Below are 21,798 nucleotides of genomic sequence, written 5' to 3'. Positions count from 1 at the left end.
AGGTTCCTGGGGGAAAACGAGGGCGAATTGTCGCCGTCCCGGTATGAACAAGAACGTGAAGGAGGTACACGGACGTTCTACCGTCGGTGCGCAGCTCAACTTCCTCGCGGCCGCTGGCCGCCGTGCACAGGCCGGACAACGACCGGCTGAAGGAGGGACATGCGCGCGCACTCTTCGGCCCTCACAAGGGGCCTCGCACTGACCGCCGGGCTCGTCCTGGCGCTCGCCGCCTGCAGCAGCGGGGGAGGCGGCGGGGGCAGTGGCGGCAAGGGCACCTCCGCCGGTCTCACGTCCTGCGCCACCCAGGGCAAGGCCGACACCTGCAACTCCGGCACCACCAAGGCCGGCGGCACGTTCACCTACGTCATCGAGAAGAACATCCAGCAGTGGAACGTGCAGGACACCAACGGCAACACCTTCGAGAACGCCGAGGCGCTGAGCCCCGTGCTGCCCCAGGTCTTCGTCCCGCAGCCGGACTTCAGCGTCAAGCTCAACACCGACCTGGTGAGCTCGGCGACCCAGACGAGCGCCAGTCCGCAGACCCTCGTCTACAAGATCAACCCCAAGGCGTCCTGGAACGACGGCACCCCGATCAGCGCCGACGACTTCGTCTACTACTGGCGCACCAACGACGGCAAGGACTGCCCGCCGCCGCCCGCCAGCGACTCCACCCAGACCAAGGGCTGTCTGCCGGAGACCACGGCCGGCTACGACCGCATCAAGTCGGTCACCGGTTCCGACAACGGCAAGACCGTCACCGTCGTGATGGCCAAGCCCTACGCCGACTGGAAGTCCCTGTTCGGCGCGGGCTACCCGTTCTACCCGGCGCACGTCGCCGAGAAGGTCTCCGGGGCCAAGGCGGGCGGCGCGGCCAACATGACGGCCGCCCAGATGACCCAGGGCTGGCAGTACTTCCAGAAGAACCCGCCCACCAAGTACGCGACCGCGGGGCCGTACAAGATGACCGAGTGGGTGGACAACGACCACGCCACCTACGAGCCCGACCCGAAGTGGACGGGCAAGAAGGCCACCCTGCAACGGCTGATCTTCAAGGTCATCTCGGACGCCACGCAGGAGCCGATCGCGCTGCGCAACAACGAGGTCCAGGGCATCTACCCGCAGCCCGAGGTCGACCTCGTCAACCAGGTCAAGGCCATCCCCAACGTCACCTACACCATCGGCAGCGGGCTGACCTGGGAGCACTTCGACCTCAACCTGCACAACCCGGTGATCGGCAAGTACCTGGCCCTCAGGCAGGCGATGTTCACGGCCATCAGCGTCAAGGACATCATGGCCAAGACGGTCGCCCAGTTCGATCCCGGTGTGAAGCAGCTCTACAACCACAACTTCGTCCCGGGGACGGCCGGTTACAAGGACGTGGTCAGCGCCAGCGGGCAGGGCTCGGGTGACCTCACCAAGGCCAAGAAGTACCTCACCGACGCCAGGTTCACCGGAGTCGGCACCGCCCTGAAGACCCCGGACGGCAAGGCCGTCGGACCCTTCAACTGCCGCTACACCACCGGCAACCAGATCCGGCAGAGCGAGTGCCAGATCCTGCAGAGCGACCTCGCCAACCTCGGGATCAAGGTCACGATCAAGCCGATCGGCGCCGCCGACCTCGGCACGGTCCTGGCCGGCCACCAGTACGACATCATCGTCTTCGCCTGGGTCGCCTCGCCCTTCGCGATCAGCGGCGCCCAGCAGCTGTGGACGACCGGAGCCGGCGGCAACTACGGCGGTTACAGCAACAAGCAGGTCGACTCCCTGATCAGCACGGCCATCGGCGAGACCGACCAGACCAAGGCCGCCGCCCTGCTCGACCAGGCCGACCAGATCATGGTCAACGACGCCTACGTGCTGCCGCTCTACCAGAAACCCACCTTCCTCGCGGTGCAGACCCGGTTCGTCAACATGCGCAACAACTCCACCAACGTCGGACCGCCGTACAACGTCGGCGAGTGGGGCCTGAAGAAGTAGCCCAGCGACCAGCCGGACCGATTCCCGGCCCCGGAGACCCCGGGGCCGGGCCTCCGCGAGAGAAGACCGCATGCTCGCCTACACCGTGCGCCGCATCCTCGTCTCCATACCCGTCCTGATCGTCTCGACGTTCATCGTCTTCCTGGTCGTCGTCAACTCCGGCGACCCGGTGGCCAACTTCGCCACCTCCCGGCAACCGCCGCCCAGCAAGGCCGCCGTGACCGCCTTCGCCCGCCACATCCACGCCGACGAACCGGTCGTGGAACGCTACTGGAACTGGATCACCGGCGTCCTGCACGGCGACTGGGGCCCGTCCGTCCAGTCCAACCTGGACATCGGCCACGACCTGTTCACCCGCTTCCGGGTCACCGTCACCCTCGTCGCCGCCGCCATGCTGCTCGCCCTCGTGATGGCGATCGCCTTCGGCGTGTTCAGCGCGATCCGCCAGTACAGCGTCGCCGACTACACCATCACCTTCCTCGGCTTCCTGTTCCTCGCCATGCCCGTGTTCTGGTTCGCGGTGCTGCTCAAGCAGGCCGGGATCTGGTTCAACCAGGAGACCGGCAGCCAGTTCCTCGGCACCATCGGCGAGAAGTCCCCGTACCTCGAAGTCGACACCACCTGGAACGAGTTCACCGACCGCGTCGGCCACCTCATCCTGCCCACCATCACCCTGGCCCTGGTCTCCTTCGCCTCCTGGACCCGCTACACCCGCGCCGCCATGCTCGAAGTCCTGGACAGCGACTACGTGCGGCTCGCCCGCGCCAAGGGGCTGCGCCGCGGCCGGGTGCTCACCCGGCACGCCCTGCGCACCGCGCTGATCCCGCTCGCCACCGTCACCGCCCTCGACATCGCGATCATCCTCGGCGGCGCGGTCATCACCGAGACGATCTTCCAGTGGCACGGCATGGGCGAGATGCTCGTCCAGGCCGCCACCACCCTCGACGTCTACCGGACGATGGCCTGGCTGCTGCTGTCCGCCGTCGTCGTCATCGTCTTCAACCTCTTCGCCGACCTCCTCTACGCCGTACTCGACCCGAGGATCCGCTATGACTGACATCGGGGCACTCGGGCCGGCCGGCACCCGGACGCCGAGCGACGACGGCGAGTTCACCGTCGTGCAGCGCAGCCAGACCCAGCTCGTCCTGCGCCGCTTCCTGCGCCACCGGGCCGCGATGATCAGCCTGGTCGTCTTCTTGCTGATCGTGCTGTGGGCCTTCGCCGGCCCGCACTTCTGGCACTACTCGTACGCCAAGTACACACCCGACAATTCACAACCGCCCTCCTGGAAGCACCCGTTCGGCACCGACTCCTCGGGGTACGACGCCTACGCACAGGTGATGCGCGGCACCCAGACCTCGCTGAAGATCGCCATCCTGATCGCGCTCGGCTCCACCCTGGTAGGCGCCGTGTGGGGCGCGGTCGCCGGCTTCTACCGGGGGTTCGTCGACGCGCTGATGATGCGCATCGCCGATCTCGTGCTGACCCTTCCGCTGTTCGCGATCGCGCTGGTCATCTCCTCGCGCAGCGGCGGCTCCTGGTACTGGATCGCCGTGGTCATCGCCGGACTCACCTGGGCGTACGTGTCCCGCGTGGTCCGCTCGTCCGTGCTGTCCCTGCGCGAGAAGGAGTTCGTGGAGGCCGCCCGGGCGCTCGGCGCCTCCGACACCCGGATCATCTTCCGGCACCTGCTGCCCAACGCGCTCGGCCCGATCATCGTGAACGCCACCATCCTGGTCGCCACCGGCATCCTCACCGAGACCGCCCTGTCCTTCCTCGGGTTCGGCGTGCAACCACCCGACACCTCCCTCGGGTTGCTGGTCGCCCAGGCGCAGACCGCGGTCGACACCAGGCCGTGGCTCTTCTACATCCCCGGCGCCTTCATCATCGCCATCGCCCTCACCATCAACTTCATCGGCGACGGGCTGCGCGACGCCTTCGACCCCCGGCAGCAAAGGGTGCGACAGTGACCGACACGGGCAACCCCAAGGGCATCGACAGGGTCGTGGGGAAGGGCGAGGAGTCCGGCGCCGTCCTCGAAGTCGAGGACCTGAGCGTGGAGTTCCCCACCGAGGACGGGACCGTACGGGCGGTGCGCGGCGTCGGTTACCGGCTGGAGCGGGGCGAGGCGCTGGGCATCGTCGGCGAGTCCGGCTCCGGCAAGTCCGTCACGGCACTGGCCGTGATGGGGCTGCTGCCCGGCTCGGCCCGGGTGCGCGGCTCGGTGCGGTTCGAGGGCACCGAGCTGCTCGGGATGTCCGACGCCCGGCTCTCGGACGTACGGGGCAGTGGCATCGCCATGGTCTTCCAGGACCCGATGACCTCCCTCAACCCCGTCTACACCGTCGGCTACCAGATCGCCGAGACCCTGCTCAGACACGACCCCAGGCTGGGCAGACGCCCGGCCCGCGCACGCGCCGTCGAACTCCTCGGGACGGTCGGCATCCCGAGCCCCGAGCGGCGCGTCGACAGCTACCCGCACGAACTCTCCGGCGGCATGCGCCAGCGCGTCGTCATCGCCATCGCGATCGCCAACGACCCGGACGTGATCATCGCCGACGAGCCCACCACCGCCCTCGACGTCACCGTCCAGGCGCAGATCCTGGAGGCGCTGGAGGCCGCCCGCGCCGAGACGGGCGCCGCGCTCGTCCTGATCACCCACGACCTCGGCGTGGTCGCCGGCCACACCGACCGGGTCGCCGTCATGTACGCCGGAAGGATCGTGGAGACCGGCTCCGTCGAGGACATCTTCTACACCCCGCGCATGCCCTACACCCTGGGCCTGCTCGGCTCCCTGCCCCGCCTCGACCGCGAGGAGGACCGCCTGACCCCCATCACCGGCTCCCCGCCCTCGCTGCTCAACCTGCCCCCGGGCTGTCCCTTCGCCCCGCGCTGCCCGATGCGCCGGGAGCCCTGCGACAGCACGGAACCCGCCCTGCGCCCCGCCGGATCCGACGCCCACCGCAGCGCCTGCCACTTCGCCGACGAACTCGTGGACGCGGCGGCCGGCGAGGTCTTCGACGCCGTCGGCGCCGACACCGAGGCCCTGGCCCGGTTCGCGGACCTGGAGGACGATGCCCGATGACCGACACGCTGCCCCCGCTGCCCGGCCACGGCGGCACGGGCGACCCCGTCCTCCAGGTCCGCGACCTGGTCAAACACTTCCCGGTGATGTCGCGGGGCGTGGTCCGCCGCCGGGTCGGCGACGTGCACGCCGTCTGCGGGGTCTCCTTCGACCTGTACGCCGACGAAACGCTCGGCCTGGTCGGCGAGTCCGGCTCGGGCAAGACGACCGTCTCCCGGACCCTGCTCAACCTGGAGACCGCCACCTCGGGCTCCGTCCACTACCGGGGCCGGCTGCTGACCGACCTGAGCCGACGTCAGATGCGGCCGCTACGCCGTGAGTTGCAGATCGTCTTCCAGGACCCGTACGCCTCCCTGGACCCCAGGATCTCCGTCCACGAGATCGTCGCCGAACCCCTGCGCATCCACGGCCGCTACGGCCCCGGCGCCCCCGACGAGGTGCGCGAACTGCTGCGCCTGGTCGGCCTCAACCCCGAGCACGGCAACCGCTTCGCGCACGAGTTCTCCGGCGGCCAGCGCCAACGCATCGGCATCGCACGGGCGTTGGCACTGCGCCCCAAGGTGGTCGTGCTGGACGAGCCGGTCTCCGCGCTGGACGTGTCCATCCAGGCGGGCGTCCTCAACCTGCTGATGGACCTCCAGAGCGAACTGGGCCTGTCCTTCCTGTTCGTGGCGCACGACCTCTCCGTGATGCGCCATGTCGCCCACCGGGTCGCGGTGATGTACCTGGGGCGCCTGGTGGAGATCGCCCCCGCCCGGCAGCTCTTCGCCCGCCCCGCCCACCCCTACACCCAGGCCCTGGTCTCCGCGATCCCGCTGCCCGACCCGCGCAAGGAACGCGCCCGGAAGCGGATCACCGTGCAGGGAGACGTCCCGAGCCCGGTCCGCCCGCCCAGCGGCTGCCGGTTCCGCACCCGCTGCCCCAAGTTCGCGAACCAGCTCACCGACAGCGAGCGCACCGCATGCGTCGAGCAGGCGCCGGACCTGGTCGACCGGGGCGGCGGCAACCCGGTCGCCTGCCACTACGCGGAGAGCGTGCAGCTGCTGTGACCGTCCGGGCCGGGAAACGGCGTCAGCCGGCTCTCCCGCTCCAGCCGTCGGCAGAAGACCTCCATGCCGACGGCGAGCGGGGCGTGCCGGACCAGCAGGTCGGCGGCGGCCGGCGGGATGCCCTCGGGCCGTATCCCGCCGGCACAGGCCCGCACGAACTCCGCGCGCTCCTCGCCCCGGTACCCGTACAGGGCGGTGACCAGCCAGATCACCAGGTAGTAGACGGTGTACGCGCGGTCGTAGTGCCGGTGCCGGTCGAAGAAGTCCCGTTCGTCGGAGGCGAGCCGGAAGCGGGAGCTGAGGGAGAGCCCGAAGTCGGTGAGGTACAGCCGGCGGCCGTCGGTGAGGATGTTGCCGAAGTGGGCGTCGAGGTGCAGGAGATGGCTCTCCGAGAGGAAGGCGGTGAGTTCCGCCAGGCCCTGGGCCGTGAGGACACAGGCCGAGTCCGCCCGGTCCGTGCGCAGCTCCGCGTCCAGCCAGTCGTGCAGAGTGTGCGGGACGTGCTCCAGGAACAGGGTGAGACTCGCGGAGGCGTCCCGCAGCCCCTCGATGCGCTCCCGTACGCCCGCGGAGCCGCCCCAGTAGGCCACCGCCCCGTCGACGTCGGCGAGTTCGCCGGGCAGCGGGGCGGGCCGGCTGGGCAGGACCCGCCAGTGGTGGAGCAGCGGGAAACCGGGGAACCGGCCCGCCAGCACCCAGTTCGTCGTCACCTCGTGCGCGGCCAGCTCCCGCCAGGCTCCGAACCCAGGGCCGCCGACCGCACCGATGCCGTAGTGACAGTACGGCGGCAGGCCGAAGAGGTTCTCCGTGGAGCGGGCGTGCCGTGGTTCCCGTTCCCGGTCGGTCAGGGGGATCCGCTTCACGAACACCGGCCTGCCGTCCACCGTGATCCGCACCGCTGTGCCGCCGATCCCGGTGCCGAGCGGCTCGCCGGACGCGACCAGTGCGGCCAGTTCGACGTCGCCGAGCAGGGCCAGGGAGGTCGCGATGTCGGCGTGGGCGGCGATGCGGCGCGCGGTGTCGGTCATCCCCCCATGGTCACCGCGGCGGGCCGTAGGTGTCCGCGGATTCCCGCAGTGTCCGTGCCGCGTCGGCGGTCACCGGATCCCCGTGGCCGAAGCACGCCGTCTCCGTGTCCAGGGCGGCCAGCCGCCGGAAGGACGCGACGGCCCGTTCCCGGTCGAGGTTGAACACCCCGGGCATCACCGCACCGGTGCCCGGCATGGCCGCGACCGCGTCCCCGGTGAACAGCACGCCGTGGGAAGGGAGATGGAGGGCGATGCTGCCGTGCCTGTGGCTGGGGCGGAGCGATTCAGCCCACCACGTACGGCGGCGGACCGTCCCTGTCCGCCGCCCCGGGTGCGTCAGCCCGCCGCGTAGTTCCGCAGGAACAGCGCCTCCGCCACGGACAGCCGTTCCAGTTCCTCGGGGGACACGCTCTCGTTGACGGCGTGGATCTGCGCCTCCGGCTCGCTCAGGCCGATCAGCAGGATCTCGGCCTGCGGGTAGAGACCGGCGAGGGTGTTGCACAGCGGGATGGAGCCGCCCTGACCGGCGTACTGCATCGTCTCGTCCGGGTAGGCGACCGCCATCGCTTCGGCCATCGCCCGGTACGCCGGGCTGGTGGTGTCCGCGCGGAACGGCTGGCCCTGGCCGACCGTCTCGGTCCGCACCCGGGCACCCCACGGCGTGTGCGCCTCCAGGTGGGCCTGGAGCAGCTTCGCCGCCTCCGCCGCGTCCACGCCCGGCGGCACCCGGAGACTGACCAGGGCGCGCGCGCCGGCCTGCACCGACGGGGTGGCGCCGACCACCGGCGGACAGTCGATGCCGAGCACCGTGACCGCCGGACGGGCCCAGATGCGGTCCGCGACCGAACCGTCACCGATCAGCCCGACACCGTCCAGCACCTTGGCGTCCGCGCGGAACTGCTCCTCGTCGTACTCCAGACCCTCCCACCGCGACTCCGGCGCGAGCCCGTCGACCGTGGTGGAACCGTCCTCGGCGCGCAGCGAGTCCAGGACGCGGATCAGCGCGGCCAGGGCGTCGGGGGCGGCACCGCCGAACTGGCCCGAGTGCAGATTGCCCCGAAGTGTGTCGATCTGGATGCGGACCATGGTCATGCCCCGCAGCGTCGTGGTCACCGTCGGCAGCCCGACCCGGAAGTTGCCCGTGTCGCCGATGACGATCGCGTCCGCCGTCAGCAGCTCGGGGTGCTGCTCGGCGTACCGCTCCAGGCCGCCGGTGCCCATCTCCTCCGAGCCCTCGGCGATCACCTTGACGTTGACCGGGACACCGCCGTTCGCCTTGAGCGCGCGCAGCGCCAGCAGGTGCATGATCACGCCGCCCTTGCAGTCGGCGGCACCGCGCCCGTACCAGCGGCCGTCCCGCTCGGTCAGCTCGAACGGCGGGGTGGTCCAGGCGGCCTCGTCCAGCGGCGGCTGCACGTCGTAGTGCGCGTACAGCAGGACCGTTTTGGCGCCCTCCGGGCCCGGCAGATAGCCGTACACCGACTGCGTGCCGTCCGGGGTGTCCAGTACGGCGACGTCCGTGAAGTCCTCGGCGCGCAGTGCGTCGGCCACCCAGTTCGCGGCGCCTTCGCTCTCGCTCTTCGGGAACTGGGCGAAGTCGGCCACCGACTTGAAGGCCACCAGCTCGGCGAGCTCCGCCTTGGCCCTGGGCAGCAGGGCGGCGACGGTCTCGGCGACCGGATTGGACGACATGGGCACGCTCCTCGTGGGTGCGACGTTGAACTGGTGAGTGGACCGATCCTCCCACAGTGGCCTGCGGCGATCTCCGCCGTAGGATGCGGGGGGACAGGTGACAGGTGTCGGCCTACGGACGGACAGGGCCTGACCTACGGCTTGATTCGGCTTGACACGGCTTCTACGGCTTGATCGGAGCAGCGGACCATCGTGAGCGGCGAGAATTCTTCGGCGGACGACGTGCGGGCGGACGACGCGCAGCGGGTGTGGGACGTCGTCGTGGTGGGCGCGGGACCCGCGGGCGCCTCGGCCGCCTACGCGGCGGCGGTCGCGGGACGGCGCGTGCTGTTGCTGGAGAAGGCCGAGCTGCCCCGCTACAAGACCTGCGGCGGCGGCATCATCGGCCCCTCGCGCGACGCGCTGCCGCCCGGCTTCGAGCTGCCCCTCAAGGACCGGGTGCACGCGGTGACCTTCTCCAACAACGGACGGTTCACCCGCACCCGCCGCTCCAAGCAGATGATGTTCGGGCTGATCAACCGGCCCGAGTTCGACCAGCAGCTGGTCGAGCACGCCCAGAAGGCGGGCGCCGAACTGCGCACCGGCGCCGCCGTGCAGCGCGTCGAGCAGCACGGCTCGGCGGTCCCGGACCGGCGGACGGTCGCGGTCGTGCTCCAGGGCGGCGAGACCCTGCTGGCCCGCGCGGTGGTCGGCGCCGACGGCAGCGCCAGCCGCATAGGCGCCCACGTGGGGGTGAAGGTCGACCAGGTCGACCTCGGCCTGGAGGCGGAGATCCCGGTGCCGGAGACGGTCGCCGAGGACTGGAAGGGGCGGGTCCTCATCGACTGGGGCCCGATGCCCGGCAGTTACGGCTGGGTCTTCCCCAAGGGCGACACGCTGACCGTCGGCGTCATCTCGGCCCGCGGTGAAGGCGCCGCCACCAAGCGGTACTTGGAGGACTTCATCGCCCGGCTGGGCCTGGCCGGCTTCGAACCGAGCATCTCCTCCGGCCACCTGACCCGCTGCCGCGCCGACGACTCCCCGCTGTCCCGGGGCCGGGTGCTGGTCTGCGGTGACGCGGCGGGCCTGCTCGAACCGTGGACCCGCGAGGGCATCTCCTTCGCGCTGCGCTCGGGGCGTCTCGCCGGGGAGTGGGCGGTGCGGATCGCCGAGGCCCACGACGCCGTCGACACCCGCCGCCAGGCGCTGAACTACGCCTTCGCCGTCAAGGCGGGCCTCGGCGTCGAGATGAGCGTCGGCAAGCGGATGCTCGCGGTGTTCGAGCGCCGCCCCGGGCTGTTCCACGCCGCGCTGACCGGGTTCCGTCCCGCCTGGCGGGCGTTCAAGGAGATCACCCAGGGCCGGACCTCCCTCGGCGAGCTCATCCGCTCCCACCCGCTCGCCCAGCGTGCCCTCACCGCCTTCGGCCCGGAGCCGGCGGCGAAGGAGACCGCGCCGACGGACACCCCGGCCGACGAGGAAGCCGTCACTTCGTGACGGTGAGCCGGAAGACGGGGTGGTCGGCGCCGGCCGCGACGAGTTCGTCGTCGGAGGACCTGGCCGTCACCCCGGGGAAGTACTGCTTGACCTCCCAGCCCCACTTCTCCAGGTAGGCCCGCAGCACCGGGAGCTTCTCGGCATCGGGAAGCTCCACCACGGTGAACTCCCGCACCTTCCGCCCCACCCGCAGCTCCCCACCGCCGGCCACGCGCATGTTCCGCACCCACTGGGAGTTGCCGCGCGCCGAGACAAGGTACTGGGTGCCGTCGTACGTGTGCGGGTTGACCGGGACGCGCTGCATCTTGCCGCTCTTACGGCCGCGCACGGAAAGCTCCGCGCTGCCCGCGAGGCTGATCCCGCGCCGGGCGAGCCAGCCGACGAGGCTGTTCATGCGGACGGCCACCGGGTTGGCCTCGGCGTAGTACGGCTGGGACGGCCCGGACGCCTGGCCGGACGGCTGGGACGACGGCTGCGGCTTTGACGACGACATGGTGACCCCCTCTGTTGGGAGAGCGGTGCTCTCGCTCGAGAGACAGTGTGAGGGAGATCGGTGATCCACCGCAAGAGCACTGCTCTCGCTTTTGAGCGGTGTACTGGTATGCGAGCATCGCTCGTGTTTGCGATCGCCGATCCACATCAAGTGCGCTGCTCCAAAACGTGTGCACTGCTCTGCAGACATGGCAGACTGCTCCCCATGACCACCCCGCAGGGCGCCCGCGCGCGAGCCAGGATGGAAGTCACCACGGCCATCAAGGACGAGGCGCGCAGGCAGCTCGCGGCCGAGGGTGCGCCCAAGCTGTCGCTGCGGGCCGTGGCGCGCGAGCTCGGCATGGTCTCCTCGGCGCTCTACCGCTATTTCCCCAGCCGCGACGACCTGCTCACCGCGCTGATCATCGACGCCTACGACTCCCTCGGCGAGGCCGCCGAGACCGCCCATGCCGGTGTCGCCGACGCGGCCCCGGCGCACCGCTGGGTCGTCGTGTGCGAGGCGGTGCGCGGCTGGGCGCTGTCCCACCCGCACGAGTACGCACTGATCTACGGCTCGCCGGTGCCCGGGTACTCGGCGCCGGAGACGACCATCCCGCCGGCCGCCCGGGTCGCCCTCGTCCTCATCGGGATCCTGCGCGAGGCCTTCGAGCAGCGCGGTCTGGCCCGTACCCCCGTACCGGCCGAACTCGCTCCCGAGGCCCGCCGGATGGCCGACGAACTGACGCCCGGCCTGCCGCCGGAGGTGGCGGTGGCCATGGCCGCGGCGTGGGCCCAGCTGTTCGGGCTGGTGGGGTTCGAACTGTTCGGTCAGTTCAAGGGTGTCGTGGAGGAACGGGAGCGGTTCTTCCGGCACGCGGCCGCGCAACTCGCCCATGGGGTGGGGCTGGTCTTCCCCTAGCAACCCCGGCTCACGCCGTCACCTTGTCCAGGAACCCGGCGAGGTTCGTCACGGTCCGCCGTATCTTCTCCTCCAGCGTGAGCGACTCCGGCATCCGCCCGCCCACGCCCGCGTCCCGCTTGCCCCGCACGTACAGCGAACAGGCGAGGTCGCTGCAGAGGTAGGCGCCCACGGAGTTGCCCTGCTGTCCGGCCTTCCCCGCCTTGGCGGCGACCATCAGCGAGACGCCCCCGGTGTGCGTGGTCAGGCAGATCGAGCACATGCTGCGCCGGGTCTGCCAGGAGGCGGGGCTCGGACAGCGCAGCGCCACCGCCCGCGCGTGACCGTCGTCAAGTTCGGTCACCAGGTAGGCCCGATCGGGTGCCTGGGGGTCGCGCCAGCCGAAGTAGTCCAGGTCGGCCCACGGCCGCTCGTCCAGGTCGTGCGGGATGTTCAGGCGTTTCGCCGCACCCTTGGTGCAGTTCACGAACGCGGCGCGGATCTCTTGCTCGGTCAGCTGTCTCATGCAACGCACGCTAATTTGCCTATAAGCTTTAGGCAAATACATAATCGACTCTGGCGAGAGGCGATAGGCGATAGGCAAGGAGCAGGTGTGGCGCGAGCGGGACTGAGCACGGAACGGCTGGTCCGGGCCGGAGCCGAGCTGGCCGACGAGGTCGGCTTCGACCAGGTGACCGTCTCGGCGCTGGCCAGACGGTTCGACGTGAAGGTCGCGAGCCTGTACTCGCACGTCAAGAGCTCCCAGGACCTGAAGACGGGGATCGCGCTGCTGGCGCTGGAGGAACTCGCCGACCGGGCCGCCGACGCGCTGGCCGGACGGGCCGGCAAGGACGCCCTCGTGGCGTTCGCCGACGTCTACCGCGACTACGCCCGCGCCCACCCCGGCCGCTACGCGGCGGCCCGGCTCCGCCTCGACCCGGAGACGGCGGCGGCCAGCGCCGGCGTCCGGCACGCCCAGATGACCCGGGCGATCCTGCGCGGCTACGACCTGACCGAACCGGACGAGACCCATGCCGTCCGGATGCTCGGCAGCGTCTTCCACGGCTACGTCGACCTGGAACTGAGCGGCGGCTTCAGCCACAGCGCCCCCGACAGCCAGCAGTCCTGGGCCCGCGTCCTGGACGCCCTCGACGCGCTGCTGCGCAACTGGCCCACCCCGACCTGACCCCCTCGTACGCAGCAGCCGGAACGCAGCCGGAACACGGACGGAACGCAGAGGCGATGAACACCGACCCCCGCTGGATCACCACGCCGATCACCGCCGGGCTCCTGCGCGGCGCCCTCGACCTGGAGCGCACGGAGCACGGCGTCCTGCCGCACCGGCTCCCGGCCCGGGCCCGCGCCCAGTGCGCCGACCCGCAGCTCGCCATGGTCGAGTCCCAGCCTTCCGGCGTACGGCTGGTGTTCCGGACCCGCGCCACCGCCCTGGAACTGGACACCCTCCCCACCAAGCGGCTCTACGTCGGCGCGCCGGCCCGCCCGGACGGGGTCTACGACCTGCTCGTCGACGGCGCCCTGGCCGGCCAGGGCAGCGTGTCCGGCGGCACGGTCCAGGTCGTCGACATGGGCGCCGGGACCGTGGAGCTGCGCCCTGGACCGGTCGGCACCCTCCGCTTCACCGGCCTGCCCGAGGACGAGAAGACCGTCGAGATCTGGTTGCCGCACAACGAGACCACCGAACTGGTCGCGCTGCGCACCGACGCCCCGCTCGCCGCCGTACCCGACCACGGCCGCAAGGTCTGGCTGCACCACGGCAGTTCGATCAGTCACGGTTCCGACGCCGCGAGCCCCACCGCCATCTGGCCCGCGCTCGCCGCCGCCCTCGCCGGCGTGGAGCTGGTCAACCTGGGGCTGGGCGGCAGCGCCCTGCTCGACCCGTTCACCGCCCGCGCCGTCCGGGACACCCCCGCCGACCTGATCAGCCTCAAGCTCGGCATCAACGTCGTCAACACCGACCTGATGCGGTTGCGCGCCTTCGGCCCGGCCGTGCACGGCTTCCTCGACACCGTCCGCGAGGGGCACCCCACCACCCCGTTGCTGGTCGTGTCGCCGATCCTGTGTCCCATGCACGAGGACACTCCGGGCCCCACCGCCATGGACCTGAGTGCCCTCGGTGCGGGCCGGCTCGCCTTCACGGCCGCGGGCGACCCGGCCGAGCGCGCGAGCGGCAAGCTCACTCTGAACGTCATCCGGGACGAGCTCTCCCGGATCGTCGCCCAGCGCGCGGCCGAGGACCCGCACCTCCACTACCTCGACGGCCGTGCCCTCTACGGCGAGGCCGACGCCGCCGAACTCCCGCTGCCCGACGGGCTCCACCCGGACGCTGCCACCCACCGGCGTATCGGCGAACGCTTCGCCGGGCTGGCCTTCGCGGACGACGGCGCGTTCGCGGGGAACGGCGGCGATCTCCGAGCCGACGGGCACCGAGCCGACGGGCGCTGAGCCTGCGGCCGCTGAGCCGGCGGTGCTCACCGCGCCGAGTCGGCCGGCGTTCCGTCGCCGCTGTCCGGGATCAGTACGATCTTTCCCGCGACCGTCCCCGACTCGGCGAGCCGCAGGGCCTCGGCGGCCTCGGTCAGGGGCAGCCGGGCGGCGATGCGCGCGGTGACCTCGCCGCGCTGAAGAGCCCGGAAGACCTGGGTGAGGTCGGCGCTCAGCCGGGCCCGGAAGCGGTCCTTGCCGAGGGCGCGGCCCTCCCAGACGTTGAAGAAGTAGGCGTGCCGGCCGTTGGGCAGCGCGTTCCACAGCCACACCCGGCCGAGGATCTTCAGCACGGGGAGCTGCTTGGAGCCGGAGTCGTCGCGGGTGGTGGCGCTGCCGTAGGCGACGAGGGTGCCGCCCGGGGCGAGGAGCCGCCAGGAGTCGATGACGCTGCGGCCGCCGAGATGGTCGAAGACGGCGTCGACACCGCCCGGAGCCAGCTCCCGGACCCGGGCCGGGACGTCCTCGGCGCGGTAGTCGACAGGCGTCACGCCCAGCTCCCGCAGCGCGGCGTGGTGACGGGCGGAGGCCGTGCCGATCACCTGCAGACCGGCCGCCCGCGCGAGCTGGACGAGCACCGTGCCGACGCCCCCGTTGGCGCCGTGCACCAGGATCGTGCCGCCGCTGCCCACCCTGGCCTTGCGGTGCAGCATCTGCCAGGCCGTGATGCCGTTGACGACCAGCGTCTCCGCCTCCGCCGCGCCGACACCGGCGGGCACCTGCACGACGTCGGCCGCGTCGAGCACCACATGGCTGGCCCAGCCGCCGACCTTCACCAGCGACGCCACGCGCTTGCCGACGAGCCCGGGCTCGACGCCCTCCCCGGCGGTGAGCACCGTGCCCACCAGGTCGTAGCCGGGGACGAAGGGGAAGGGCGGCTGGTCGTAGTAGCGGCCGCGGCGCATCTGCTGCTCCGCGAAGGAGACGCCGGTGGCCTCCACGCGGACGACGACCTGGCCGGCGGCCGGGGCCGGGATGTCCCGGCGCTCGATGCGGAGCCCCTCCGGCTCCACGACGCCCGGCAGGACTACCTCGACGAGCTGAGCGCTTCCGGCGGTTCCTGCGGTTCCAGCGGTTCCTGCAGTTCCCATGACGGCGACCTCCATGCGCAGACGGGTGTAGGAAGCATTCGCAGGCGAGAGATGTTCTCGCTTGCGTTAGAAGCTATAACAAACATGACTGGTGCTCGCTGAAGTGTCAAGGCGTCGCGTCGAATGGGGACTTCGCGCTTGTTAGAGCCCCTCTCGAAAGTGATAGCCTCAAACGAGCAAGCTGGTGAGAGGAGCGTGACGGCCATGGCGGCAGACGCGGACGCGGTGAGCCCCCGCGAGCGGTACCGGAGCCAGGTGCGAGCGGACATCAAGGCGCGCGCCTGGGAGCAGATCGCCAAGTCAGGCGCATCGGGCCTGTCCCTCAACGCGATCGCCAAGGACCTGGGCATGAGTGGTCCGGCCCTCTACCGCTACTTCGGCAGCCGCGACGAGCTGATCACCGAGCTGATCCGGGACGCCTACCGTGACCTGGCCGACACCTTCCGTGCCGCCGCCGGCTCCGGGGCCGGTATCGGCGGCCTCGCCCACGCCCTGCGCCGCTGGGCGCTCGACGACCCCCAGCGCTACTTCCTCGTCTACGGCACGCCGGTCCCCGGCTACCACGCGCCCGAGGACATCACCGGCATCGCCCAGGAGATCATGGCGGCTCTGCTCGACGTCTGCGCGGCGGCCGAGCCCGAGGCGCCGCCGCCCGCCTCCGCGGGATTCACCGCGCACCTCTCCCAGCACCGCGAGTGGGCCGGGGGCCACCCCGCGCCGCCGGGAGTACTGCGCCGGGCGCTGGCCTTCTGGACCCGGATGCACGGGGTGCTGTCCCTCGAACTCGCCGGCCATTTCACGGGCATGGGCTTCGGCCCCGACCGGCTGTTCGACGCCGAGGTGGCGGAGCTGGCATCCGGCCGCTGACCAGGCCTGGCCGGTCTACTGCCGCCTACTCCCCGGGGAGTACGCGTGATCACCTCGCCGGGCTGACGCCCGCGCGGGGCCACGGCGTCTAGCGTGGCGGTCATGGACGAGCAGCGGGTACGGGAGCGCGGCCCCGCGCAGTGGTTCCACCACGGCCCGCCGTGGTGGAACCACCCGGAAGTCCCCGGCCCCGGCACAGGCCCCGACACCGGCGGCGCGACCCATCGTCCCCGCCTCCCATGGCGCTCCACCCTGCTGCTCACCGTCCTCGTGCTGGTGGGCTCGAACTTCGCCGCCCACACCCAGCCCCACCGCGAGCACCTCGACGCCTACGCCCGCCTCCTGTTCCTCGCCACCTGTGGTCTGCTGCTGTGGCGGCACCGCCGCCCGGTGACGGTGGCGTTCGGCACGGCCGCGCTCGCCCTCGTCTACCTCGGTGCCGGCTACCCGTACGGGCCGGTCTTCGCGGCCGTCGCCGTGGCCTGCTTCAGCACGGTCGTCGCCGGGCACCGCAGGGCCGCCTGGGCGGCGCTCGGGATGCTGTGGGCCGGGCATCTGCTGATCTCGCTCTGGCTGTACCGGTGGCTGCCGCCGCCGGGCGACACGGGTGCGGACGCCGGCCAGGAGGTGATCATCGCCACCTGGGTGCTGATCATCGTCTCGCTGGCCGAACTGGTCCGGCTGCGGCGCGAGCAGTGGGCCCAGGAACGGGCCGACCGCGTCCAGGCGGCCCGGCGGCGCGCGGACGAGGAACGGCTGCGGATCGCCCGGGAGTTGCACGACGTCCTGGCGCACAGCATCTCGGTCATCAACGTCCAGGCGGGCATGGGTCTCGCGCTCCTCGACTCCGACCCCGAGCAGGCCAGGTCTGCGCTCACCACCATCAAGGCCGCCAGCAAGGAGGCCCTCGGCGAGGTGCGCCAGGTGCTCGACACCCTGCGCGCCCCGGGAGACGCGCCGCGGGCCCCCGCACCCGGTCTCGGACGGCTGCCGGAACTGGTGGAGCAGGCGGCCAGCGCCGGGCTCGCCGTGGCGGTGACGGGGGAGCCGCCGCGCCTTGCCCCCGGCGCGGATCTGGCCGCCTTCCGCATCGTGCAGGAGGCCCTGACCAATGTCGTACGGCACTCGGGTTCGCGGCACGCGCGGGTGCGGCTCGAACACGGGGGAGGGGAGCTGCGGTTGTTGATCGACGACGACGGTCCGGCGACCGGGGCGGACGCGGGCGGCAGCGGGAACGGGCTGGCCGGGATGCGGGAGCGGGCGGCCGCCCTGGGTGGCACGATCGAGGCGGGACGGCGGGCCGACGGAGGTTTCCGGGTACTGGCCGTCCTGCCCTTGGACGACCGGACCGACCGGGAGGACCGATGATCCGGGTACTGCTCGCCGACGACCAGTCGCTGGTGCGGGCCGGTTTCCGGGCGCTGCTCGACGCGCAGCCGGACATCGAGGTGACCGGTGAGGCGGCGGACGGCGAGGAGGCGTTGCGCAAGGTGCGTGAACTGCGCCCCGACGTCGTCCTGATGGACATCCGCATGCCGCGTCTGGACGGCCTGGCGGCGACCCGCCGGGTCACCGGCGAGCCCGAGCTGACGGACGTCAAGGTGGTCATGCTGACGACGTTCGAGCTGGACGAGTACGTCTTCGAGGCGATCCGTTCCGGTGCCTCCGGCTTCCTGGTCAAGGACACCGAGCCGGACGAACTGGTGCGCGCGGTCAGGGCGGTGGTGGCCGGGGACGCGCTGCTGTCGCCGGGGGTGACGCGGCGGCTGATCGCGGAGTTCGCGGCCCGTTCCAAGGAGCCGGCCGCCGCCGGCGTCCTCTCCCGGCTCACCGAGCGGGAGAGGGAGGTGATGGCCCTGGTCGGCATCGGCCTGTCCAACGAGGAGATCGCCCGCCGCCTGGTCGTCAGCCCCCTCACCGCGAAGACCCACGTGAGCCGCGCGATGGTCAAACTGGGCGCCCGCGACCGCGCCCAACTGGTCGTCCTGGCCTACGAGTCGGGGCTGGTACGACCGGGCTGGCTGGGCTGAGCCGAGCGCCGGATACGGACCAGCACGCTCTCGACGGTGATCGCGTCCCGCTCGGCCTGACCGCGCCGTCCCCCGTACGTCGTCGTCCCGGCAGTCTCACAGCCGTGTGCCCGGCGGGGCTACAGGCCCCCGCCGGGCACACGTTCGGAGGCGGCCCGTTCAGTCACGTGCGGACACGCGCTCCGCCTCCAGGGAGGTGGACTTGGCGATCACGACGGTCTGCTGCGGGCGCCGGGCGCGCAGTCCCGTGAGCGTGATCAGCAGCCCGGCGAGGGCCACGACCGCGACCACCAGGAACCCGGGACGGTAGCTGTCGAGCACCGCCTGCGGGGTGGCGTGGGCGGGCGCGCCCGCGGTCACCACGGCCGTGACGATCGCCAGGAAGATGGCGCCGCCCACCTGCACCGAGGTGTTGAGCAGCCCGGAGACCATGCCCTGCTCGTGGTCGTCGACGCCGTTGGTGGCCTGGATGTTGAGGGAGGGGAAGACCAGGGCGCAGGCCGCGCCGATCAGGAGCATCGACGGCAGGATCGCCGCCGCGTAGGCCGGGCTCAGGTCGACGCGGAGGAACAGGGCGTAGCCGAGCACCATGAACGCGAAGCCCGCCGCGATCAGCCGCTGGGTGCCGAAGCGGTCCACGATCGCACCGACCTTGGTCGAGGACACGGCCACGAGCGCGCCCGCGGGGAGGAAGGCCAGGGCGGTGTGCAGCGCGGACCAGCCGAGCAGGGACTGCATGTAGAGGGTGGTCAGGAACTGGAAGCCGACGTACGAGCCGAAGAAGGCGATGGCGCCGAGCTGGGCGCGGACCTGGTTGCCCGAGCGCAGCACGCCGAGGCGGATGAGCGGTCCGGGGGAACGGCGTTCGACCTGGACGAAGACGGTGAGCAGCACGGCGACCGCGAGGAAGGAGAGCAGGGTGCGGGCCGACGCCCAGCCCACCTGCGGCGCCTCCACGACGGTGAACACCAGGAGCAGCATCGAGGCGGTGCCGAGGATCGCGCCGGGGATGTCGTAGCCGTTGTGGTCGCGCTCGCGGGTGCTGCGCGGCAGCAGCCTGAGGCCGGCGAGGAGCGCGATCAGGGCGATGGGCGCGGGCAGCAGCATGGTGAAGCGCCAACTGGCCTCGGTGAGCAGGCCGGACAGCACCAGGCCCATGGAGAAGCCGGTGGCCGCGCAGGTGGTGTAGATGGAGAGGGCGCGGTTGCGCAGCGGGCCCTCCGGGAACGTGGTCGTGATGATCGAGAGGCCGGCCGGCGCGGTGAAGGCCGCGCTCAGGCCCTTGACGAAGCGGCTGGCGATCAGCAGCGGGCCCGAGTCGACCAGACCGCCGAGGAGCGAGGCGAGGGCGAAGACGCCGAGGGCCACGAGGAACACCTGGCGTCGGCCGAGCAGGTCGGCCGTGCGGCCGCCGAGCAGGAGCAGGCCGCCGTACCCCAGGATGTAGCCGCTGACGATCCATTGCAGCGTCGAGGTGGACAGGTGCAGGTCGGAGCCGATCGACGGCAGGGCGACGCCGACCATCGACACGTCCAGTGCGTCCAGGAACATGGCGGCGCAGAGCACCAGCAGCGTGCCCCAGAGCCGGGGAGTCCAGCGTCCCTCGGAAGCGGGGGCGGTGAGCGGAGAGGTCATGGACCCAGACACTACATGCGTATGCATCGAATGCAAATGCATTTAATTACGATGCAACAATCTGGATTTTCTGCTACGGTGCCCGGATGGCGGCGAAGAAGCCCGAACAGGCACTCGTGGAGCAATGGCGGGACATCCTGGCCCTGCACGCCCGCACCCAGTGCGAGCTCGACCGTGCCCTGCACGGCCACGGCCTGTGCGGCAGTGACTTCGAGGTCCTCGACCTGCTCTCCGACGGCCCGGCGGCGGACGGCGTCTGCAGTTTCCGCGTGCAGGAGATCGCCGAGCGGGTGCACCTCAGCCAGAGCGCGCTGTCCCGGCTGATCGCCCGCCTGGAGAAGGACGGCCTGGTCGAGCGGGCCATGTGCCCGGAGGACCGGCGCGGTGTGCGGGTCGCGCTCACCGGCAAGGGGCGCGCGCTGCACGGCGAGGTGCTGCCGGTGCAGCGCGCCGTGCTCACCCGGATGCTGGCCGCCGAACCGAGTTGAGTCCGGCGGCTCTCCCTGTCCGGCCGTTCAGATCCGCGAGTTCGCCACCCACAGGTCGGCAAGTCGCGGGTCGCCGATCACCTTCGGCACCGGCACCCGGTTCCACAGGGCCAGGTACAACTGGTCGGCGGGACCGGCGAGTTCGGTCATCGCGTCGTGGGGCGCGCCGAGTTCCGTGACCGGCGGTCGCTCCGACAGCCGTACGGTCCAGGCCGCGTCCGTGTCCACCGTGCGCACCCCCAGAACCCGCGGGGGCTCGCTGCGGACCCTGCTGCGTGCGCGCGCGTGGAAGCCGCGCAGCAGTTCGTCGATGCCGTCGACCGCGAAGCCCGTGCCGACCGGGGTCGCCGGGCCACCCCGCGCCGCCTCGGCGTCGTACCGGTGGACGGTCGTCTCATGGGCCTGCCGGCGGAGCCAGAAGGCCAGCGGTGAGGAGACGGGAGCGGGGTGGAAGCTCCAGCACGGCACGTCCTGCGGTGCGCCGCCCAGGGTGTCGACGAGCAGGCGGTGGCCCTCCCGGTACCAGGCGGTCAGCTCGGGGCCGTCGATTCCCGGCGGATCCGGGACGGGGCGCGGCGAGGTCTCGGCGCCGGCGACGACACCGGCGGCCCACCGGTGGATGGTGCCGGTGTGCCGCAGCAGGTCGCGCACCTGCCAGTCGGGGCAGGTGGGCACCGGGGCGTCGAGCCCCGCGTCCGTGGCGGCGGCGGCCAGCAGCCGGCCCTCCCGGTCGAGGATCTCGAGAAACTCAGCAGTCTCCATGCCGCGAGTCTGCCGGATGCGAGGCCGGTCCCGCTGCTAGCGCAACAGGTACCCCACCGTGTATCCCAGAGCGTTGACCGCCCAGTGCAGGGCCATCGGGGCCAGCAGGGAGCCGCTGCGATCGCGCAGCCAGCACAGCAGGCAGCCGGCCACGGCCGTGAACAGCACGGCACCGATGTCCACCAGAACCGCCCCGGCGACCGAGTGCCCGAAGAGCGAACCCAGCGTCGGCTTGTCCTTGTTGAGGTTCAGCGAGGGCAGGATGTGCCAGAGACCGAAGAGCACGGAGGAGAGGACCGCGGCCGTCGTGGCCGTGCGCAGGCGGCACAGCAGCGCGAACAGCACCCCGCGGAAGGCGGTCTCCTCCAGCAGCACCGTCCCCACGGGTACCGCGACCAGCACCTTGAAGGCGATCTCCGAGCCGCTCAGCGCGGCTGTCCGCTGGTCCGCGAACAATCCGCGGGTGACCGGCAGCAGGGCCGCGCCCAGATAGACCGCCACCACGATCCCGATCAGGGCCACCGCCCAACGCACCCCGTCCGCAAGGGTGTCCCGCCCCAGCCCCAGCTCCGGCCAGCTGCCCCCGGCCCAGAACAGCAGTCCCACCAGCACGGCCGAGGTGACGACCGCGGTGACCAGGATCCAGGACCCGGCCCAGCGGTTGTCCAGCAGGTTCGCCACCACCAGCACGGCCACCACCGCCGCCACGGCGGTACGGGTGGGGAGCCGGGGGAGCGGCATGCCGGG

21 protein-coding genes and 1 pseudogene are annotated in these 21,798 nt (G+C 71.5%); 13 read left to right on the top strand and 9 right to left on the bottom strand.

Going from position 1 to position 21,798, the window contains the following annotated elements; all coding sequences use genetic code 11:
• The first annotated feature begins 159 nt into the window (after nucleotides 1-159).
• The 5 genes from ACFY0P_RS26425 (at nucleotide 160) to ACFY0P_RS26405 (ending at nucleotide 6,111) form a co-directional block, all read left to right on the top strand.
• Nucleotides 160-1,977 carry an ABC transporter family substrate-binding protein gene (locus ACFY0P_RS26425; RefSeq protein ID WP_388917815.1) on the top strand — a complete coding sequence of 606 codons (1,818 nt, stop codon included), beginning with the start codon at nucleotides 160-162 and terminating at the stop codon, nucleotides 1,975-1,977.
• A 70-nt stretch (nucleotides 1,978-2,047) separates the two neighbouring features.
• Nucleotides 2,048-3,034 carry an ABC transporter permease gene (locus tag ACFY0P_RS26420; RefSeq protein WP_388917812.1) on the top strand — a complete coding sequence of 329 codons (987 nt, stop codon included), beginning with the start codon at nucleotides 2,048-2,050 and terminating at the stop codon, nucleotides 3,032-3,034.
• Nucleotides 3,027-3,947, top strand: a complete 921-nt coding sequence (locus ACFY0P_RS26415; RefSeq protein ID WP_388917809.1) for an ABC transporter permease — start codon at nucleotides 3,027-3,029, stop codon at nucleotides 3,945-3,947. The genes ACFY0P_RS26420 and ACFY0P_RS26415 overlap by 8 nt, the downstream gene beginning before the upstream one ends.
• On the top strand, nucleotides 3,944-5,062 hold the full coding sequence (locus ACFY0P_RS26410; RefSeq protein ID WP_388917806.1) for an ABC transporter ATP-binding protein: 1,119 nt from the start codon (nucleotides 3,944-3,946) through the stop codon (nucleotides 5,060-5,062). Before ACFY0P_RS26415 ends, ACFY0P_RS26410 begins: the two co-directional genes overlap by 4 nt.
• Nucleotides 5,059-6,111 (top strand): ABC transporter ATP-binding protein, encoded by a 1,053-nt coding sequence (locus tag ACFY0P_RS26405; RefSeq protein ID WP_388917803.1) that lies wholly within the window; start codon nucleotides 5,059-5,061, stop codon nucleotides 6,109-6,111. Before ACFY0P_RS26410 ends, ACFY0P_RS26405 begins: the two co-directional genes overlap by 4 nt.
• Here the strand turns inward: ACFY0P_RS26405 and ACFY0P_RS26400 are convergent.
• The 3 genes and pseudogenes from ACFY0P_RS26400 to ACFY0P_RS26390 form a co-directional block, all read right to left on the bottom strand.
• Entirely contained in the window at nucleotides 6,084-7,139 is a 1,056-nt protein-coding gene (locus ACFY0P_RS26400; protein ID WP_388917800.1) for a protein kinase family protein, read from the bottom strand. The two genes, ACFY0P_RS26405 and ACFY0P_RS26400, sit on opposite strands and share 28 nt — an antisense overlap.
• Nucleotides 7,140-7,149: 10 nt before the next feature.
• Nucleotides 7,150-7,413: pseudogene (locus tag ACFY0P_RS26395) on the bottom strand (MBL fold metallo-hydrolase); the annotation flags it as partial.
• Nucleotides 7,414-7,475: 62 nt separating this feature from the next.
• Nucleotides 7,476-8,831, bottom strand: a complete 1,356-nt coding sequence (locus ACFY0P_RS26390) for a dipeptidase (RefSeq protein ID WP_388917797.1) — start codon at nucleotides 8,829-8,831, stop codon at nucleotides 7,476-7,478.
• A 192-nt stretch (nucleotides 8,832-9,023) separates the two neighbouring features.
• Between ACFY0P_RS26390 and ACFY0P_RS26385 the strand changes: the two genes are divergently transcribed.
• Nucleotides 9,024-10,307 (top strand): geranylgeranyl reductase family protein, encoded by a 1,284-nt coding sequence (locus ACFY0P_RS26385; protein WP_388917794.1) that lies wholly within the window; start codon nucleotides 9,024-9,026, stop codon nucleotides 10,305-10,307.
• Here ACFY0P_RS26385 and ACFY0P_RS26380 read toward each other — a convergent pair.
• The gene (locus ACFY0P_RS26380) at nucleotides 10,297-10,800 is read right to left on the bottom strand and encodes a nitroreductase/quinone reductase family protein (RefSeq protein WP_388917791.1); all 504 of its coding nucleotides are present in this window, start codon (nucleotides 10,798-10,800) and stop codon (nucleotides 10,297-10,299) included. The two genes, ACFY0P_RS26385 and ACFY0P_RS26380, sit on opposite strands and share 11 nt — an antisense overlap.
• Nucleotides 10,801-11,004: 204 nt before the next feature.
• Between ACFY0P_RS26380 and ACFY0P_RS26375 the strand changes: the two genes are divergently transcribed.
• Nucleotides 11,005-11,697 (top strand): TetR/AcrR family transcriptional regulator, encoded by a 693-nt coding sequence (locus ACFY0P_RS26375; protein WP_388917788.1) that lies wholly within the window; start codon nucleotides 11,005-11,007, stop codon nucleotides 11,695-11,697.
• Between the two features lie 10 nt (nucleotides 11,698-11,707).
• Here the strand turns inward: ACFY0P_RS26375 and ACFY0P_RS26370 are convergent, their stop codons facing one another.
• Nucleotides 11,708-12,202 (bottom strand): FBP domain-containing protein, encoded by a 495-nt coding sequence (locus ACFY0P_RS26370; RefSeq protein ID WP_388917786.1) that lies wholly within the window; start codon nucleotides 12,200-12,202, stop codon nucleotides 11,708-11,710.
• A gap of 87 nt (nucleotides 12,203-12,289) precedes the next feature.
• On the opposite strand from ACFY0P_RS26370, the gene ACFY0P_RS26365 reads away from it, so the two are divergent.
• Together ACFY0P_RS26365 and ACFY0P_RS26360 are read left to right on the top strand one after the other, a co-directional pair.
• Nucleotides 12,290-12,862 (top strand): TetR/AcrR family transcriptional regulator, encoded by a 573-nt coding sequence (locus ACFY0P_RS26365; RefSeq protein ID WP_388917783.1) that lies wholly within the window; start codon nucleotides 12,290-12,292, stop codon nucleotides 12,860-12,862.
• Nucleotides 12,863-12,918: 56 nt separating this feature from the next.
• Nucleotides 12,919-14,139, top strand: coding sequence for a GDSL-type esterase/lipase family protein (locus ACFY0P_RS26360; protein ID WP_388917780.1), 1,221 nt, complete (start codon nucleotides 12,919-12,921; stop codon nucleotides 14,137-14,139).
• A 26-nt stretch (nucleotides 14,140-14,165) separates the two neighbouring features.
• Here ACFY0P_RS26360 and ACFY0P_RS26355 read toward each other — a convergent pair whose 3' ends face one another.
• Nucleotides 14,166-15,269 (bottom strand): medium chain dehydrogenase/reductase family protein, encoded by a 1,104-nt coding sequence (locus tag ACFY0P_RS26355; RefSeq protein WP_388917777.1) that lies wholly within the window; start codon nucleotides 15,267-15,269, stop codon nucleotides 14,166-14,168.
• A gap of 204 nt (nucleotides 15,270-15,473) precedes the next feature.
• On the opposite strand from ACFY0P_RS26355, the gene ACFY0P_RS26350 reads away from it, so the two are divergent.
• The 3 genes from ACFY0P_RS26350 (at nucleotide 15,474) to ACFY0P_RS26340 (ending at nucleotide 18,166) form a co-directional block, all read left to right on the top strand.
• Nucleotides 15,474-16,136: a TetR/AcrR family transcriptional regulator gene (locus ACFY0P_RS26350; protein ID WP_388917774.1), complete on the top strand. Its 663-nt coding sequence runs from the start codon at nucleotides 15,474-15,476 to the stop codon at nucleotides 16,134-16,136.
• 93 nt (nucleotides 16,137-16,229) lie between these two features.
• Nucleotides 16,230-17,504 (top strand): sensor histidine kinase, encoded by a 1,275-nt coding sequence (locus ACFY0P_RS26345; RefSeq protein WP_388917771.1) that lies wholly within the window; start codon nucleotides 16,230-16,232, stop codon nucleotides 17,502-17,504.
• Entirely contained in the window at nucleotides 17,501-18,166 is a 666-nt protein-coding gene (locus ACFY0P_RS26340) for a response regulator (protein WP_388917768.1), read from the top strand. The genes ACFY0P_RS26345 and ACFY0P_RS26340 overlap by 4 nt, the downstream gene beginning before the upstream one ends.
• A 159-nt stretch (nucleotides 18,167-18,325) precedes the next feature.
• On the opposite strand, the gene ACFY0P_RS26335 is transcribed toward ACFY0P_RS26340, so the two are convergent.
• On the bottom strand, nucleotides 18,326-19,801 hold the full coding sequence (locus ACFY0P_RS26335; RefSeq protein WP_388917765.1) for an MFS transporter: 1,476 nt from the start codon (nucleotides 19,799-19,801) through the stop codon (nucleotides 18,326-18,328).
• Nucleotides 19,802-19,887: 86 nt separating this feature from the next.
• Here ACFY0P_RS26335 and ACFY0P_RS26330 point away from each other — a divergent pair, with 86 nt between their 5' ends.
• On the top strand, nucleotides 19,888-20,289 hold the full coding sequence (locus tag ACFY0P_RS26330) for a MarR family winged helix-turn-helix transcriptional regulator (protein WP_388917762.1): 402 nt from the start codon (nucleotides 19,888-19,890) through the stop codon (nucleotides 20,287-20,289).
• Nucleotides 20,290-20,316: 27 nt separating this feature from the next.
• On the opposite strand, the gene ACFY0P_RS26325 is transcribed toward ACFY0P_RS26330, so the two are convergent.
• Nucleotides 20,317-21,051, bottom strand: coding sequence for a maleylpyruvate isomerase family mycothiol-dependent enzyme (locus ACFY0P_RS26325; protein WP_388917759.1), 735 nt, complete (start codon nucleotides 21,049-21,051; stop codon nucleotides 20,317-20,319).
• Nucleotides 21,052-21,087: 36 nt separating this feature from the next.
• Complete coding sequence (locus ACFY0P_RS26320; RefSeq protein ID WP_388917756.1) at nucleotides 21,088-21,792, bottom strand: CPBP family intramembrane glutamic endopeptidase; 705 nt, start codon at nucleotides 21,790-21,792, stop codon at nucleotides 21,088-21,090.
• Nucleotides 21,793-21,798: the final 6 nt, after the last annotated feature.

This window comes from Streptomyces sp. NPDC001714 (assembly GCF_042892755.1).
Lineage (GTDB): Bacteria > Actinomycetota > Actinomycetes > Streptomycetales > Streptomycetaceae > Streptomyces.
Note: the sequence above shows the minus strand (reverse complement) of the source record. Positions and strands in the feature narration are given on the sequence as shown.